Consider the following 15,992-nt stretch of genomic DNA (forward strand, 5'->3'; position numbering starts at 1 on the left):
ATGTACAATCAACCTATGTTAAGAGATGATGCTTTAAAAGGCAAAACAATTGTAGTTACAGGCGGTGGTACCGGTCTGGGTAAAGCAATGGGCACCTACTTTTTAAAACTGGGTGCTAACCTGGTAATCACCAGCCGTAAAGCTGATGTACTGCAAAAAACAGCAGATGAGCTGGAGAAAGAAACCGGCGGTAAAGTATTAGCTGTAACCTGTGATGTACGCGATTATGAGCAGGTAGAACATGTGCTGGCAGAAACTATAAAAACCTTTGGCCGCGTGGACAGTCTGTTAAATAATGCAGCTGGAAACTTCATCTCTCCTACTGAGCGTTTATCGGCCAATGCCTTCTCTACTGTAATTGATATTGTTTTAAAGGGATCTGTAAATTGTACGCTTGCTTTTGGAAAACACTGGATCAAAGAAAAACAACCCGCCAGCATTTTAAACATTGTGACAACTTATGCCTTTACAGGTTCAGCTTTTGTTGTTCCTTCGGCCTGTGCTAAAGGCGGCGTCTTAGCGATGACACGTTCTCTTGCCGTTGAGTGGGGAAAATATGGAATCAGAACCAATGCAATTGCACCTGGACCTTTCCCGACCAAAGGAGCCTGGGAACGCCTGCTACCAGGTGATCTGGCAGAAAAATTCGACTTTAAAAACCGTGTCCCGCTGAAACGTGTTGGTGAACATCAGGAACTGGCAAATCTTGCAGCCTTCCTGGTCAGTGATTTCTCCGGATATATCAATGGAGAAGTAATTAGTATAGATGGGGGTGAATGGCTACAGGGCGCAGGACAATTTAATGGGCTGGAAGCTATCCCGGATCAGATGTGGGATGCCTTTGAGCAAATGACCAGATCAGCTAAAGGCAGCTAAACTGATTTCCTGAATCAGAATCATTCGTAACCTGATAAGAGACTGTTTAATTTTATCATCTAAATTTAAACAGTTTCTTAAGAATAGCTTATTTTTGTATCATGTCAACAGAAACAAAAGAAGAAACATTTACACTGGAAGAGATTTTAACCTCATTAAAAACCTCTCACAGACTGATTTTATGGAATGATGATGTAAATACCTTTGATCATGTAATCTACTGTATGACAAAATACCTGGATTATACGGATTCTCAGGCAGAAAAAATTGCATGGGAAGTTCATAATAAAGGTAAATGCGCTGTACTGGAAGGTTCTTTCACTGAAATGGAAGTTTACCGCAAAATTCTTCAGCAGGAAGGTTTAACAGTTACAGTGGACTAATCAGACTATTCCAGTTTACTGATCAGCGCAGTTAATTCCTGCTGGGTAGTCTGTGTTTTGTCTCTGGCATACCATAAATGCAAGCGCTCAGCTAATTCAAACATATCTGAAATCTCAGCTTTCCATTCTCCTAATAAGTGCTGAAGAATGTCTGGTCTGGGACCCCATTTTGAAATCAGTTCGCCTTGTGCATCCAGTAATAATAATACGGGAATAGCCCGGCCCCCATTAGTCAGGTGTGCATCTATCAGCGGCAGATTTTTATCTCTCAGTACTAAACGCAATGAAAGTTTTTCCGGTGCAAGCTGAGTCATCTTATCAAACAAGGGAACAATCTGCGCCGCATCCCCACACCAGCCTTCAGAAATAACCAGTAGCTGATAGCTGTTCTTTAATCTATTAATTGCTTGTATAAAAGCATCATTAAGCTCAACAGTTTTGTCAACTCTGCTCATACGCTGTACATTCATTTTACTGTAATGCAGCATGGCTTCACTATTATCTTCTCCCGTTGTTTTATTGCTTTTAAGAAGAGAATCTATCAAATCCCTATACCCGGAATAAGTCATTCCTTCATTCACAAAAATATTACTGTAATTACTCATAATCCTGCTGTAATAAAATAGTTACCCCCCGTTTTTTCCATTCTCAGGCCGTTACTTTGCCGCTATATAAAAACCTAAAAACAGACTATTCTCAATGAAGAAATATCTCTTTAAATTTCTATTGGTAACATTCACTATTTGTACTACAATCTTTCAACTAAATGCACAAAACCTGCCTACCGGTAAACTTACTGGAAAAGTAGTAGACATCCAAAATAATGAAACAGTTCCTTTTGCCACTGCTGTACTAATTAACAAAAAAACAAAGGCAACCGTAAAAGTCGCACAGACAGATGCCGACGGTTCATTGATTATGAATGATGTTCCTGCTGGCGTATTTACTTTTAAAATCAGCTATGTCGGTTATCAGACGATGGTAAGAGATTCTGTCGCAATTACTAAAAACCAGCGGTTAATCAGCTTAGGCACTATAAAGATGAAAGCCGCAAAAGGAAATGTCCTGAGCGAAGTTACTATAACCGGGCAGAAAGCCCCTATCCAGCTGGGCATAGATAAAAAAGTCTTTGCCGTAGACCAGAGTCTGGTAAGTGAAGGAGGTTCCGCCGGCGATTTACTGCAAAATGTACCCTCAGTTCAAACAGATGTAGATGGCAATGTCAGCCTGAGAGGCTCTACCGGAGTAAAAGTACTGATTGATGGAAAACCTTCATTAATTGCAGGAGGCAACATTGCACAAGTACTGGCTTCTATTCCCGCCAGCTCTATCGAGACCGTAGAAGTGATCACCAATCCATCGGCAAAGTATGATGCAGAAGGCCAGTCTGGCATTATCAATATCGTACTGAAAAAGAACACCAAACTGGGTTTTAACGGGAATGTGGCTTTGACCGCTGGCAACAGAGATAATTACAACGGAAATGTCAGCCTGAGTTTCCAGAATAAAAAGATTAATATTTACGGAAACTATGGCTACCGTTATGGCAATCGCCCTGGTGGTGGTTATAATAATATCCAATATCTGACCCGTAAAGATTCACTGGTTTACGCTGATCAGCTGAGTAACTGGAAATCAACTGATAAAAGTCATAATGCAAAGGCCGGGTTGGATTATTACCTGACTGATAAAGATATTTTAAGTTTTTCAGGTGGTTTCAACAGCAGGGAAAATGATCGTACCGAGCTATTAGACATTAATAAATACAAAAAGGGAAGAGCCCCGCTGGAATTTAGCAGGCGAATCAATACGAATAACGGAAGCGGACATAGCTATGATTTAAATCTGGATTACAGCCATAAATTTAAACCTAATCAGGAGCTGACTTTTAATTTTGGCTACTCCAATGGAACCAACGACAATTTTCAGCTTTACAACACTTCAATATATAGTGTAAACGGTGCACCTGTTACCACAACTCCTGAACTGTTGAACAACACCAATGACGGAACCAATAAGAATTATAATATACAGCTGGATTATACCATGCCATTAGGGAAACTGGGGAAAATTGAAACCGGTTACCGCAGCCAGATCAAATATGCTGATGCCAACACTATAGCTAAAAAATATGATAATGCTTCAGGCACTTATACAGATAATTTTTTGTTATCAAATGAATTTGACAGTAAAGATCAGGTTCATGCCCTTTATTTGAATTATCAGAATCAGATAAAGAACTTCGGATACCAGATTGGTCTGAGAGCAGAAGATGCTTTATTAACTACAAATTCCAATGGTTATGATCAGACCGGGAACCTTACAACTGCTCCTGCACGCATCGCTTATAAAAGATTATATCCAAGTATTTATTTAACGCAGAAGTTTACAGGCGAACAGCAGATACAGTTAAGTTATACCAGAAGAGTAAACAGACCAAGACCATGGGATACGAATCCTTTTATTGATTATTCTGATCCACTTAACTGGCGTCAGGGTAACCCAAACCTGCTGCCAGAAGATGTTCATTCTTTTGAACTGGGCTACAGCAAATTCTGGCCAAAAGTCACGTTGATTTCCAGTGCTTATGTCAGACAGACCAATGATCTGATTCAAAGAGTGCGTTCTGTGCCTGATGCGGATGGCGTAATTATAACCACTCCGCAGAATTTAACCAAAGACCTTTCAAGTGGTTTAGAGTTTATTGCCAAGGCCGATATAGTGAAACCGTGGAACTTTACTGCCAATGTGAATATATACCACAGTAAAATTGATGCTGTTCCTGCTTACAACATTGCAGGTAATTCGGGCTTCAGCTGGAATGCGAATCTAACCAATAACTTCGTGCTGCCGCATAGTATTACGCTTCAGGTCAGAGCCGATTATAATTCTTCGCAGGTTATGGCTCAGGGAACAAGAAAAGCAATGTACGGTGTTGATGGTGGTGCAAAATATGATTTTAAAAACAAGAAAGCTTCACTGAGTTTAAATGTGAGAGATATTTTCAACACAAGGAAATGGGGCATGATCACCGAAGATCAAAATTCTATTATCGCTTTTCAAAGATATCAGCAGGGACCAATGGGGAACCTGACCTTTTCTTACAGATTCGGAAAAACCAGCTTTATGAAAAAGAGTAAGAAGCCGGAACAACAGGAGAACAAACCTGATGAAGGTTCCTTTTAAGGAAGCTTCATCAGGGGTAATTCTCAGGGGGTAAAAAAAAGAGGCCCTGTCTGCAGACTGCATTTCTCTGAAATGAGAAATAATGTCCGCAGACAGAGCCTCTTTTTTTTACCTGCCTTAAATTACATATGATATCAGGCCTTCCTTCTGCGTCATGTAAAGATAAACACACCGTAGACAGCTTCTTAAAAGACCACCACCACTCAAATATACCATAGCCGTTTTTTAGAAATTTTGTAACTTGCGGACATGGAAGATCACAATCCCTGGACTATTTTAGATAGCCGCAAGATTTATGAGAATAACTGGATTGGGATAACAGAACATAATGTACTAAATCCCTCGGGTGGGAAAGGTATTTACGGGGAAGTTCATTTCAGAAATTATGCAATTGGTATTTTACCACTGGATGAAGAAATGAATACCTGGATTGTAGGGCAATACCGCTTTCCGCTCAAGGCCTACAGCTGGGAGATTCCCGAAGGCGGAGGCCCGCTGGATCAGCCAATACTCAATAGTGCCAAACGTGAACTACAGGAAGAAACTGGACTTATAGCCAGTGACTGGACTGAGATACAAAGAATGCACCTGTCCAACTCAGTAAGTAATGAACTCGCTATAATTTATGTAGCCAGAGGACTTACCATGGGACAGGCTGAACCTGAAGAGACCGAAGAGCTCGTTTTACGTAAGTTACCCTTTGAGGAAGCCTATCAAATGGCTATTGATGGCAGAATTACCGACAGCATGAGTGTCGCAGCATTATTGAAAACCAAAATATTACTACTAGAAGGCAAATTATAGCTTAGCATAATCATATGAACAAATTTCTGGGATATATCTTTACTCCTGTATTTTACATTTTCTTTTTCCTGATACTTATTATTTTTCAACCCATTCAATGGGTATGCTTCCGCCTTTTTGGCTATAAAGCACATAAAGTATCTGTAGACTGTCTGAACTTTTTTCTGACGTATTGCCAGGTATTTTTAGGAAATTCAACTACGTTTATCAATCATCAGGACTTACCACTTAACCGCCCGATTATCTTTGTAGCCAACCACCAGAGTATGTACGATATTCCTGGTATCATCTGGTTCTTAAGGAAATACCACGTCAAGTTCATTTCAAAAATTGAACTGACCAGAGGTATCCCTTCCATATCTTTTAATTTAAAACATGGAGGAGGAGCCAATATTAACCGTAAGGACAGCAAACAGGCCGTATCTGAAATCATCAAACTGGGCCGCAGAATGAAAGACAATAACTGGTCTGCAATGATCTTTGCCGAAGGCACCAGGGCAAAAGACGGGCGAATGAAACCTTTCCAGGTAGGAGGAATTGCCACGCTGCTCAAAGCTGTACCTGATGCGATGATTGTTCCTATAGCCATAGAAAACTCCTGGAAAATTGTACAGTACGGGGCTTTTCCACTAAGCGCCGGAGAAAAGATCAGATGGACTGTCCTTCCTCCAGTGGTGACTGCCGGACTTAACCCCGAAGAACTTACACTGGCAGCCGAACAGGCCATCAGAAAAGCTTTAAATCAATAGCCGGCTAAATATTTTTATTCTCTATCCGCTTAAAAAACTCATCCCGGTAGGTATCGCCTATCGGGATAATCTTTCCGCAGATTGCAATCCGGCTACGCTCGATACTTTCTATCTTATCAAGCGCAATAATATATGACTTATGAACACGGATAAACTGAGCCGGAGGCAACGTTTCTTCCATCCTCTTCATATTCTGCAATGTGATTATCCGCTCCGTTTTCGTGAAAATTGAGATATAATCCTTCAAACCCTCTATATACAGAATATCATCCAGTTCAATTTTCTGGATTTTATGTTCGGTTTTTACAAAGATAAAATCCTGAACAGGCTGCACCGCTACAGGCACAGGTGCCGCTACAGCCACAGGCGCGGGAACAGCTACAGGTTCTGCATTATTCTTATGCTGATTATGTACTTTCTCTACTGCCTTATAAAACCGGTCAAAGGCAATTGGCTTCAATAAGTAATCAGAGACATTCAGATCATAACTCTCCAGTGCATATTGCGAATAAGCAGTAGTCAAAATATAACTGGCTTTATTATTCGCAATTTTCAGGAACTGAATACCCGTCAGATCCGGCATCTGTATATCCAGAAACACCAGGTCTATTCCACCAGCCTGAACGAGCTGCAAAGCCTCGATGGCATTTTCTGTCCTTTTTACAAGCTCCAGAAAGGGCACTTTTGAAACATAATCTTCAATGATATCAAGCGCCAGAGGCTCATCATCTACGGCTATACATTTTAGTGTCATTTAATTTCTTTTGTTTTTTATATATCAAGCATGAGCTCACTAGTGTAGTGGGTAGCCGAATTTACGATATTTAACTTATACCTTTCCGGATAAAGTAACTGCAAACGACGTTCAACATTATTTAAGCCAACGCCCCCTACCTCATCTTTATTCCCATTGCTTTTTTTATTCGTAATACTGAAATGCAGAATCTTCTGATTAGCAATAATATTGATCCGGATAGGGTCTTTAGGGTCATTTGCAACACCATGCTTAAAGGCATTTTCTACAAATGAGATAAGAATCAGCGGTATAATCTGCTGATCGTTAATCTCACCGTTCAATGTCATTTCAACTGCAGCACCGTTTTTAAATCTTAATTTCTGCAGCTCTATATAACTCTGTACATACTCAATTTCTTTACTCAGTGCCACCCAGCTATCATTACTTTCATAGATCATGTACCGCATAATTTCTGATAACTTTAAGATAGCATCAGCCGTTTTATCAGATTTCTGATAAGCCAGCGAGTAAATATTATTTAATGAATTGAAAAGAAAATGCGGATTGAGCTGCGATTTCAGGAACTGCAGCTCCATATCCTTTTTCTCGGTTTCAAGACTGCGCTGAATACGGGTATTACTAAACCAGTCCAGCATAAACTTAATCAGACAGCTCGAAATGATAAAAAATCCGGAAACAAATACCGTCAGTACCATATAAGAAATGAGATCCTTATATTCAACTGCACCCGTCTTGGGGTTGTTATACTGAAGGATCACATCCCTGTAAAGCACCGCAAGAACCGTTTTGACACCAGCCATCAGGATGATCAGGCCAATCAGAGAGATCACATATACCCAGTATCTTTTCAGCAGCTGCGGAATTAGGAGGGTATAATTAATATAAAATATAGAGATATTAATAACCGAATAATAACCAATGCCAACCAGAAGTACAGACCTGGTTACAGGCTCTTTACTAAAAAGCATAATCAAACCCATAATACCACCAATAAACAGCCAGTAAACGGAATGTGCTATCAATGCTCTCTTATCTATCATTTTTATTTATTGTTTTATACTGAGGTCCGCTATTGAGACTTTCCAAAGTAGTGAAAGTAACAATTTTTGGTCATAGCTTTCGACGAACTGGCATTTTTCTTCTACGAACTCCTCAAAACCCGCCATTCTCTCTTTTATTTAGTTAATTACCCGTTGATCTATAATTATATCCACTTGGTATAAAACATTTTAAGGTGGTTAATTTTATGAGTCTATTTGTTTCATCAAAACGAAACAATTATGGAAACTGCATCTATTCAATACATCAATACTACAGTAAATAACAGACTGCATAATTCCTACAATTTAGAAATCAGTAAACTGACCAATGTAAATACCTATATCATGAAAAAGTTAACGAATGTCTCTCCTTTTATCCTTTTGCTGATTCCCGTTTTTGTAATGATGATTTTTGCGCTAACCAACGGTAAAGACATGAATCAGCGTGATGGACTGGCAATGAAATCTGCTCCGGCAGCAGAAATTGCAAAAACAGCCTATTATCAGGTCAAATAGACCTGAACCCTCTTTTAGAAATTTAGTTTTTAGTTAATAGTTAGAAAATATGGTGACTGGATGGTCTCCATATTTTTTTTGCAAATACATTTTGAAACTAAAGAATTAGTTTATACATTTATATAACTAAACTTTTAGTTCTATTGTAAACCAAAGAAAACCAACTATATGGAAATTAAAGATCTGACCAAAGCCGAAGAACAACTTATGCAAATTGTCTGGCAAATCGATAAATGTTTTGTCAAGGATGTCATAGATCTATTGCCCGAACCCAAGCCGGCTTATAATACAGTCTCTACCATTATCCGGATATTGGAAACCAAAGGGTTTATCGGACATGAAGCTTTTGGAAAATCACATCAGTACTATCCCCTTATATCTAAAGAAGACTATAAACGTCACGCAACAGAAAAACTACTGGGAGGTTACTTTGAGAACTCGGTAGAAAGTATGTTTTCCTTTTTTGTGAAGGAAGAAAAGATGGACGTAAGTGATGTGGATGAAATTCTTAAAATGATCAGCAAACTTAAAGACAAATCAAAATGACCTGGGCCCACTATCTTCTGCAGGTAAATATATACCTGGTTATATTTTACGCCTTCTATAAATTGTTGCTGGACAAAGAGACATACTTTATGCTGAACAGGATATATCTCATTTCGGCCGGTGTATTTTCTCTGGTTATTCCATTTCTAAGACCGGAATGGTTTGTGAAACAACCGGCAACCCAGCAAATTAAGATCGGCATCGAACAGCTGAGTATGATGGCAGAGGGCACTGTCGCATCTGATGAAAATTACCACCTTAGCCTGAGCGAGACGGTAACCATTATCTATATCATTGGTGCATTATTCTTCCTTGGCCGGTTCCTGTTTCAGCTATATCGTGTAAAAAAGCTGCTCAGAGCCAATCCGGCAGGCATGGCCTTTTCATTCTTCAGAAAAAAAGTAATTGATCCGGCATTTAAAGGCAAAGATATCATAGAAAAACACGAGGATGTACATATTCGTCAGTATCATACCATAGATGTCTTGTTTTTCGGGCTGCTGGGAGTCCTGGTCTGGTTTAACCCCATTATTTATCTCTATAAAACCGCTGTAAAGAACATCCATGAATATCTGGCTGATGAAGCAGCCGCCCGTTTTCAGGGAGACAAAGAAACTTATGCCATGCTTATCCTTAGCCAGGCATTCGGAGTAAATCAGAATATATTAACCAACAGTTTTTTCAACAAATCATTAATTAAAAAACGTGTATTTATGCTGTATAAACAACGCTCCACAAAAACTGCCATATTGAAATATGGCCTGTTTTTACCCCTGTTCGCGGTTACTTTGCTGTTATCATCAGCAACGATCAGCGAAAATGAAAGTTTAAGAAATGTAGCCAGAGAAATAGCTGCCCCGGTTTCTCTCACCGCATCCCGTTTACCTTTACCCGGTAGCGAATTCCTTACACAAGAAACCAATATCTGGGACCCGTTTTACAAGCATTTAGCCAGCACCATCAAATATCCTGCTGCTGCTTTTAAAGATCAGCTTCAGGGGAATGTGATCATTAAATTTACGCTGCAGAATGGCGAACTGAAAAACGTCGGTGCGATCACTCAGCTGGGCTCGGGCTGTGATGCCGAGGTTATCCGCGCAATCGCAGCATTTGACGGCTTTAAATCGACCGAAAATGGCTTATATAGCATTGCTGTAGCTTTCAGATTGAACGGAGCTGGTACACAGATACAGAATAAGTTTACTGTTACTCCAAAAGGTTATCAGGCACTGAAATCAGTTACGATAACTGGTTATAACAGTTCAAAACCAGATAACAGTACTAAGGTTTATGATTTCGTTTCTATAACCAAACAACCTTCATTCCCCGGAGGAATGAACAAATTTTATGCTTACCTGGCTAAAAGCGTTAACTATCCTGCCGAGGCCAAAAAGAATAATGTACAGGGAAAAGTATTTCTGTCTTTTATCGTAGAAATGGATGGAACGCTCAATGATATCCGTGTAATTCGCGGAGTGGGAAGCGGCCTTGATGAAGAGGCAGTAAGAATCCTGAAAGAATCACCAAAATGGGAACCGGGTTATAATGACAATCTGCCTGTAAGAGTCAAATACAATATTCCTATTTCTTTTTCTTTTACAAAGGAGGATAACAAGGCTCAGGAATTACCACCAGCTAATGCTTTATATGTTATAGATGGTAAACCAGTATCAGATAAAGCTGCTTTAGATGCTATTTCACCAAATGACATAGAATCTGTAGAGGTTTTGAAAGGCGCCAAAGCCACTGAAATTTATGGTGAAGCGGGCAAAAACGGGGCTATTGTGGTTACAACCAAAAAATAGAACTAAGCCTTAAAACAAGGATTTAACACAGAACCCCAGCTAAAATAGCCGGGGTTCTGTGTTAAATCCTTGTCTCGTTGACTAAATTTATTAAACTTCTTCCTCAGAAACAAATTTTGCAGAATAAAAGTCTCTGTTCATTCTTGCAATATTCTCTAAAGAAATTCCTTTAGGGCATTCTGCTTCACAGGCACCGGTATTGGTACAGTTACCAAAACCTTCAGCATCCATCTGTGCAACCATACTCTGTACACGACGGTAGCGTTCTGGCTGACCCTGAGGCAATAACGCCAGTTGTGAAATCTTAGCTGAAGTAAATAACATCGCCGATGCATTTTTACAGGTAGCCACACAAGCACCACAACCAATACAAGCCGCAGCTTCAAAAGCTAAATCTGCCTGGAACTTTGGAATCGGCAGTGCATTCGCATCCTGCGCATTACCCGTATTTACTGAAATAAATCCTCCTGCTGCAATAATTCTGTCAAATGCAGTACGATCTACAGTTAAATCTTTAATTACCGGAAAAGCTTTCGCTCTCCATGGTTCTACAACAATAGTATCACCATCTTTGAAAGAACGCATGTGCAACTGACAGGTAGTAACACCCTCTTTTGGTCCATGTGGTCTTCCATTAATATACATAGAACATGCACCGCAGATACCTTCTCTGCAGTCATGGTCAAAAACTACCGGCTCTTCACCTTTATTAATCAGCTGCTCATTTAAAACGTCGAACATTTCTAAGAAAGACATATCAGGAGAAATTTCTGATATTTTATAGTCGACCAAATTGCCTTTGGCTTTGTTATCTTTCTGACGCCATACTTTCAGCGTTAAATTCATATTTCCTGTACTCATGGTATGGAGATTTTAGTACTAGATTATTTATAACTTCTTTGTGCAATTTTGATGTTTTCGAATTTCAATTCTTCTTTATGAAGTTCAAATTTAACATCCCCCTTGTATTCCCATGCTGAAACATAAGCATAGTTTTCATCATCCCTTAAAGCTTCACCCTCGTCAGTCTGATATTCTTCTCTGAAGTGACCTCCGCATGATTCATTTCTGTTCAATGCATCCAGACACATCAACTCACCTAACTCGATAAAGTCAGCCACACGGCCGGCTTTCTCCAGTTCAGGGTTGAACTCATTAGTTGAACCGGGAACACGTAAATCAGACCAGAATTCTTTACGCAGCTGCTGAATTTCAGCAATTGCTTCAGATAATCCCTGTGCATTACGGGCCATTCCACATTTTTCCCACATGATCTTACCTAATCGCTTGTGGAAATAATCCACCGATTTGGTTCCTTTGATAGAGATAAACTGATCAAGGATAGCTTTAACACTAGCCTCAGCCTCTACAAATGCCGGGTGATCCAGCGGAATTGCTTTAGTAGCAAGCTCTTTGGAGATATAAGAACCAATAGTATAAGGAATCACAAAGTAACCATCCGCAAGTCCCTGCATTAAAGCAGAAGCACCTAAACGGTTAGCGCCATGGTCTGAAAAGTTAGCTTCACCTAAAGCATATAAGCCCGGTACAGTTGTCATCAGGTTATAATCTACCCATAGTCCACCCATTGTATAGTGAACCGCAGGATAAATACGCATAGGCAATTCATAAGGATCTTCACCGGTAATCTGTTTATACATGTCAAACAGGTTTCCGTATTTTTCTTTGATTACTTCACGACCCAGGCGCATACAAGTTTCTTTATCCGGGTTATGAATATTGTGGACAGAAGCCTCAATACGTCCGTAACGCTCTGTATTCGCAGTGAAATCCAGATATACAGCCAGTTTAGATGAACCTACACCATAACCTGCATCACAACGCTCTTTAGCCGCTCTTGAAGCCACATCACGTGGTACAAGGTTACCAAAAGCAGGGTAACGACGCTCTAAGTAATAATCTCTTTCCTCTTCAGGAATATCTGTTGCTTTACGCTGATCGTCTTTTTTCTTAGGCACCCAGATACGTCCGTCATTACGTAATGACTCAGACATCAGGGTTAATTTAGATTGGTGATCTCCTGATACCGGGATACACGTTGGGTGGATCTGGGTAAAACAAGGATTACCAAAGAAAGCTCCTTTTTTATGTGCTTTCCAGGCAGCAGTAACATTACTACCCATTGCATTGGTAGAAAGGAAAAATACGTTTCCGTATCCACCTGTTCCCAATAATACAGCATGGCCGAAATGACGCTCCAGCTCACCAGTGATTAAGTTACGTGCAATAATACCACGTGCTTTACCTTCAATCACAACAACCTCAAGCATTTCGTGACGGGTAAACATCTCAACTTTACCCATACCAATCTGACGCTCCAGTGCACTGTATGCACCTAAAAGCAATTGCTGACCAGTTTGTCCGGCAGCATAGAACGTACGCTGAACCTGAGTACCACCGAATGAACGGTTATCCAGTAATCCACCATACTCTCTTGCCAGAGGAACACCCTGAGCTACACACTGGTCAATGATATTTGCACTGACTTCAGCTAAACGGTGAACGTTAGCTTCACGGGCACGGTAATCACCACCTTTAATTGTATCATAGAATAAACGGTAAACACTATCTCCGTCATTCTGGTAATTTTTTGCCGCATTGATACCACCCTGAGCCGCGATAGAGTGCGCTCTTCTTGGTGAATCCTGGAAACAAAAACATTTAACTTTATATCCCATTTCAGCCAGAGTTGCTGCTGCCGAAGCACCCGCAAGTCCTGAACCTACTACTACAATTTCTATACTTCTTTTATTCGCCGGATTAACCAGAGGCATTGAAGACCTCAGTTTAGTCCATTTCACGGTCAGTTCCCCTTCCGGTATATTTGCATTAAAATCTGCCATTTTATTTAGCGTTTTATACGTTCGAAATTTTATTTAATAAGCCCTGCATAAACTGCAATCGGCATAGCAGCAAAAAGTACTGCAATGATAATCGAATACCATACTCCCAATCCTTTAATAAGCGGAGTGTATTTTTTGTGATTCCATCCCAGTGTCTGGAATGCAGAAGCAAAACCATGTAATAAATGGTAAGCTAACGATCCCATTGCAAGGACATATAAAACCACGATCCAAACATTTTGAAAAGTCTCTTTCATCACTGCGAACAAATCTTCATGTCCATTTAAGTCTTCTGTAGGGATACCTGTAAAACGGGATACTACCCAGAAATTAGACAAATGCACAATCAGAAAGATCAGCAATAACGTACCTAATAATCCCATTGAACGGGAGTACCATTTACTATTTGCATTTCCATCACTTACTGCATACTTTACCGGACGGGCTGCCTGATTTTGAAAAGTCAGACGAAGACCTTGTACAATGTGTAAAAGCAAACCAACCATCAGGATAACTTCTGACCCCCTGATTAACCAGTTAGTAGCCATAAAGTGCGCACCAAGATTGAATGTTAATCCACCGTCATTCAGAAATATCAACGAATTGATAAAGCAATGTACGATTAGAAATAAAATAAGAAACAGGCCGGTGATACCCATTATTAGTTTTTTTCCTATAGACGAGGAAAAAGCGTTTCCGAAACTAGCCATTAGATTTATATTTTTGAGTTCTATTCCTGCAAAAGTATTTAATAAATGACTTAATTTATACAAGAATTACAGTAAAAATCAATAAATAAACTATTTAGAAACGTTCTAAGTTTTCTCGTTTTAAGGGGTTCCTGTACAAATTACACGAACCGGAAGGCACAAAAAAAACGGGAAGCAATATGAATTGCTTCCCGTTTTAAAAACCTTAAAATCAGTTCTGATTAATTAAAGCTGAAAGTATAATTTCCATTCGGTCCTACCCCCGAAACTGTAGTCTTTCCATTTTTAGATGTCGGCAATGCGGCCTCTACATCTTTAGCACTGTTAACAGGTTTGCCATTGATAGACGTTACCAGCAGTCCTTTAGGAATATCCAGATTATCAAAGGCTTTACCAGGTTCAACAGCAGTGACAACCACTCCGTTTTTAGCGCCGAATTTAGCTTTAACCGCAGGTGAAGCCGGTGCAAATGAAGCACCCAGTTTACTCATCGTAGTTCCTGTTGTTTTTGCTGCATAAAGATTTTTGGCTTTATTAACGCTTTCATCACCTCTTAAAGTTACATTTACATTCTGCTCTTTACCATCTCTGGATATAGTCAGCTGAACTTTATCACCAGGGCTCATACGTCCAATTTTTTCCTGAAGATCAGGAGACGCAAAAACGTCTTTACCTTCTACTTTTTTGATAATATCACCTTTTTTGATACCCGCTGCAGCACCACCACCATTTGGCATTACATCATTCACATATAATCCCGATACATCTTTAATTTTCAGGTTTTCTGCTGCATCAGCATTCAGTTCCTGGAAAGTAACGCCTACATAACCACGTTTTACACTTCCGAATTTTTTGAAATCTTCCAGAATCTTTTTAGCCAGGTTAACCGGAATAGCAAAACCATAACCTTCGTTAGTGCCTGTCTGAGAAGCTATCGCTGCATTAATACCAATCAGTTCACCATTAGCATTCACTAAAGCGCCACCGCTGTTTCCAGGATTAATTGCCGCATCAGTCTGGATATAAGACTCGATAGCACTGTTTGTTCTTGCAGGTGCCTTACCAGTACGCTGATACTCTTCAAACTCTTCTTCAGTTGGCTGCTGATCTCTGTTTAAAATACCAATAGCACGTGCTTTGGCACTTACAATTCCGGCAGTTACCGTAGTTTGCAGATCTAACGGGAAACCTACTGCCAGTACCCATTCTCCTACCTGAACATTATCAGAGTTACCCATTTTTACCACCGGTAAATCTGTTGCGTCCACTTTGATTAAAGCTAAATCTGTATTCGGGTCTCTGCCGATTACTTTGGCCTCAACCTTACGGCGATCAGATAAAACCACCTGGATTTTCTCTGCATTATCTACCACGTGATTGTTGGTTACGATATAACCATCAGGCGTTAAAATCACACCAGAACCTGATGCAGCCCTTGGTGCACGTGATCTTCTGCCTCCACGGCCACCAAAAAACTCTTCCATCATATCCATTGGAGAACCTGAGCCTCCGCCAGCATTTTCTGTATTAAAAGTTGTTCTGATATGTACTACTGCCGGGGAAACCGCTGCAGCAGCCTGAACAAAGTCAACTGCTCCTGTAGAAGATATCTTTACCGGATTGCTGGCAAAAAGAACATTTTGCTTTTCAGCCAGCGTGAGCCCACTACTATTGCGCTCTAACATTTTATAACCGCCAATTGCTACTGCACCTCCAATGAATGCAGCTAAAACTATTAATGCTATTTTTTTCATTA

The 15,992-nt window shown here is 40.0% G+C and carries 15 protein-coding genes; 8 read left to right on the forward strand and 7 right to left on the reverse strand.

Annotated elements, in window-relative coordinates:
• Positions 1-876: an SDR family oxidoreductase gene (locus PL_RS14170; RefSeq protein ID WP_041878220.1), complete on the forward strand. Its 876-nt coding sequence runs from the start codon at positions 1-3 to the stop codon at positions 874-876.
• A 101-nt stretch (positions 877-977) separates the two neighbouring features.
• Positions 978-1,259 carry an ATP-dependent Clp protease adaptor ClpS gene (locus PL_RS14175; protein WP_041878221.1) on the forward strand — a complete coding sequence of 94 codons (282 nt, stop codon included), beginning with the start codon at positions 978-980 and terminating at the stop codon, positions 1,257-1,259.
• A 5-nt stretch (positions 1,260-1,264) separates the two neighbouring features.
• On the opposite strand, the gene PL_RS14180 is transcribed toward PL_RS14175, so the two are convergent.
• On the reverse strand, positions 1,265-1,864 hold the full coding sequence (locus tag PL_RS14180) for a thioredoxin family protein (protein WP_041878222.1): 600 nt from the start codon (positions 1,862-1,864) through the stop codon (positions 1,265-1,267).
• 94 nt (positions 1,865-1,958) lie between these two features.
• Here PL_RS14180 and PL_RS14185 point away from each other — a divergent pair, with 94 nt between their 5' ends.
• The 3 genes from PL_RS14185 (at position 1,959) to PL_RS14195 (ending at position 5,998) form a co-directional block, all read left to right on the forward strand.
• On the forward strand, positions 1,959-4,445 hold the full coding sequence (locus PL_RS14185; protein ID WP_041878223.1) for a TonB-dependent receptor domain-containing protein: 2,487 nt from the start codon (positions 1,959-1,961) through the stop codon (positions 4,443-4,445).
• Between the two features lie 249 nt (positions 4,446-4,694).
• Positions 4,695-5,249 (forward strand): NUDIX domain-containing protein, encoded by a 555-nt coding sequence (locus PL_RS14190; RefSeq protein ID WP_041878224.1) that lies wholly within the window; start codon positions 4,695-4,697, stop codon positions 5,247-5,249.
• A 14-nt stretch (positions 5,250-5,263) separates the two neighbouring features.
• Positions 5,264-5,998: a lysophospholipid acyltransferase family protein gene (locus PL_RS14195; RefSeq protein WP_041878225.1), complete on the forward strand. Its 735-nt coding sequence runs from the start codon at positions 5,264-5,266 to the stop codon at positions 5,996-5,998.
• Between the two features lie 4 nt (positions 5,999-6,002).
• Here the strand turns inward: PL_RS14195 and PL_RS14200 are convergent, their stop codons facing one another.
• Together PL_RS14200 and PL_RS14205 are read right to left on the reverse strand one after the other, a co-directional pair.
• Positions 6,003-6,752, reverse strand: a complete 750-nt coding sequence (locus PL_RS14200) for a LytR/AlgR family response regulator transcription factor (RefSeq protein WP_041878226.1) — start codon at positions 6,750-6,752, stop codon at positions 6,003-6,005.
• A 17-nt stretch (positions 6,753-6,769) separates the two neighbouring features.
• Positions 6,770-7,795 (reverse strand): sensor histidine kinase, encoded by a 1,026-nt coding sequence (locus tag PL_RS14205; RefSeq protein WP_041878227.1) that lies wholly within the window; start codon positions 7,793-7,795, stop codon positions 6,770-6,772.
• Between the two features lie 240 nt (positions 7,796-8,035).
• On the opposite strand from PL_RS14205, the gene PL_RS14210 reads away from it, so the two are divergent.
• The 3 genes from PL_RS14210 (at position 8,036) to PL_RS14220 (ending at position 10,662) form a co-directional block, all read left to right on the forward strand.
• Entirely contained in the window at positions 8,036-8,311 is a 276-nt protein-coding gene (locus PL_RS14210) for a hypothetical protein (protein ID WP_041878228.1), read from the forward strand.
• A 168-nt stretch (positions 8,312-8,479) separates the two neighbouring features.
• Positions 8,480-8,857 carry a BlaI/MecI/CopY family transcriptional regulator gene (locus PL_RS14215; RefSeq protein ID WP_041878229.1) on the forward strand — a complete coding sequence of 126 codons (378 nt, stop codon included), beginning with the start codon at positions 8,480-8,482 and terminating at the stop codon, positions 8,855-8,857.
• Between the two features lie 89 nt (positions 8,858-8,946).
• Positions 8,947-10,662, forward strand: coding sequence for a TonB family protein (locus PL_RS14220; protein ID WP_348619742.1), 1,716 nt, complete (start codon positions 8,947-8,949; stop codon positions 10,660-10,662).
• 90 nt (positions 10,663-10,752) lie between these two features.
• Here the strand turns inward: PL_RS14220 and PL_RS14225 are convergent, their stop codons facing one another.
• The 4 genes from PL_RS14225 to PL_RS14240 all read right to left on the reverse strand — a co-directional run bounded on the left by PL_RS14225 (position 10,753) and on the right by PL_RS14240 (position 15,990).
• A complete protein-coding gene (locus PL_RS14225; RefSeq protein WP_041884583.1) occupies positions 10,753-11,523 on the reverse strand; it encodes a succinate dehydrogenase/fumarate reductase iron-sulfur subunit in 771 nt (256 codons plus the stop codon).
• A 23-nt stretch (positions 11,524-11,546) separates the two neighbouring features.
• Complete coding sequence (locus PL_RS14230) at positions 11,547-13,526, reverse strand: fumarate reductase/succinate dehydrogenase flavoprotein subunit (protein WP_041884585.1); 1,980 nt, start codon at positions 13,524-13,526, stop codon at positions 11,547-11,549.
• Between the two features lie 29 nt (positions 13,527-13,555).
• Positions 13,556-14,236, reverse strand: a complete 681-nt coding sequence (locus PL_RS14235; protein ID WP_041884586.1) for a succinate dehydrogenase cytochrome b subunit — start codon at positions 14,234-14,236, stop codon at positions 13,556-13,558.
• A 221-nt stretch (positions 14,237-14,457) separates the two neighbouring features.
• Positions 14,458-15,990, reverse strand: a complete 1,533-nt coding sequence (locus PL_RS14240; protein WP_041884588.1) for a Do family serine endopeptidase — start codon at positions 15,988-15,990, stop codon at positions 14,458-14,460.
• Between the last annotated feature and the right edge of the window lie 2 nt (positions 15,991-15,992).

The sequence above is a fragment of the Pedobacter lusitanus genome, from assembly GCF_040026395.1.
GTDB lineage: Bacteria > Bacteroidota > Bacteroidia > Sphingobacteriales > Sphingobacteriaceae > Pedobacter > Pedobacter lusitanus.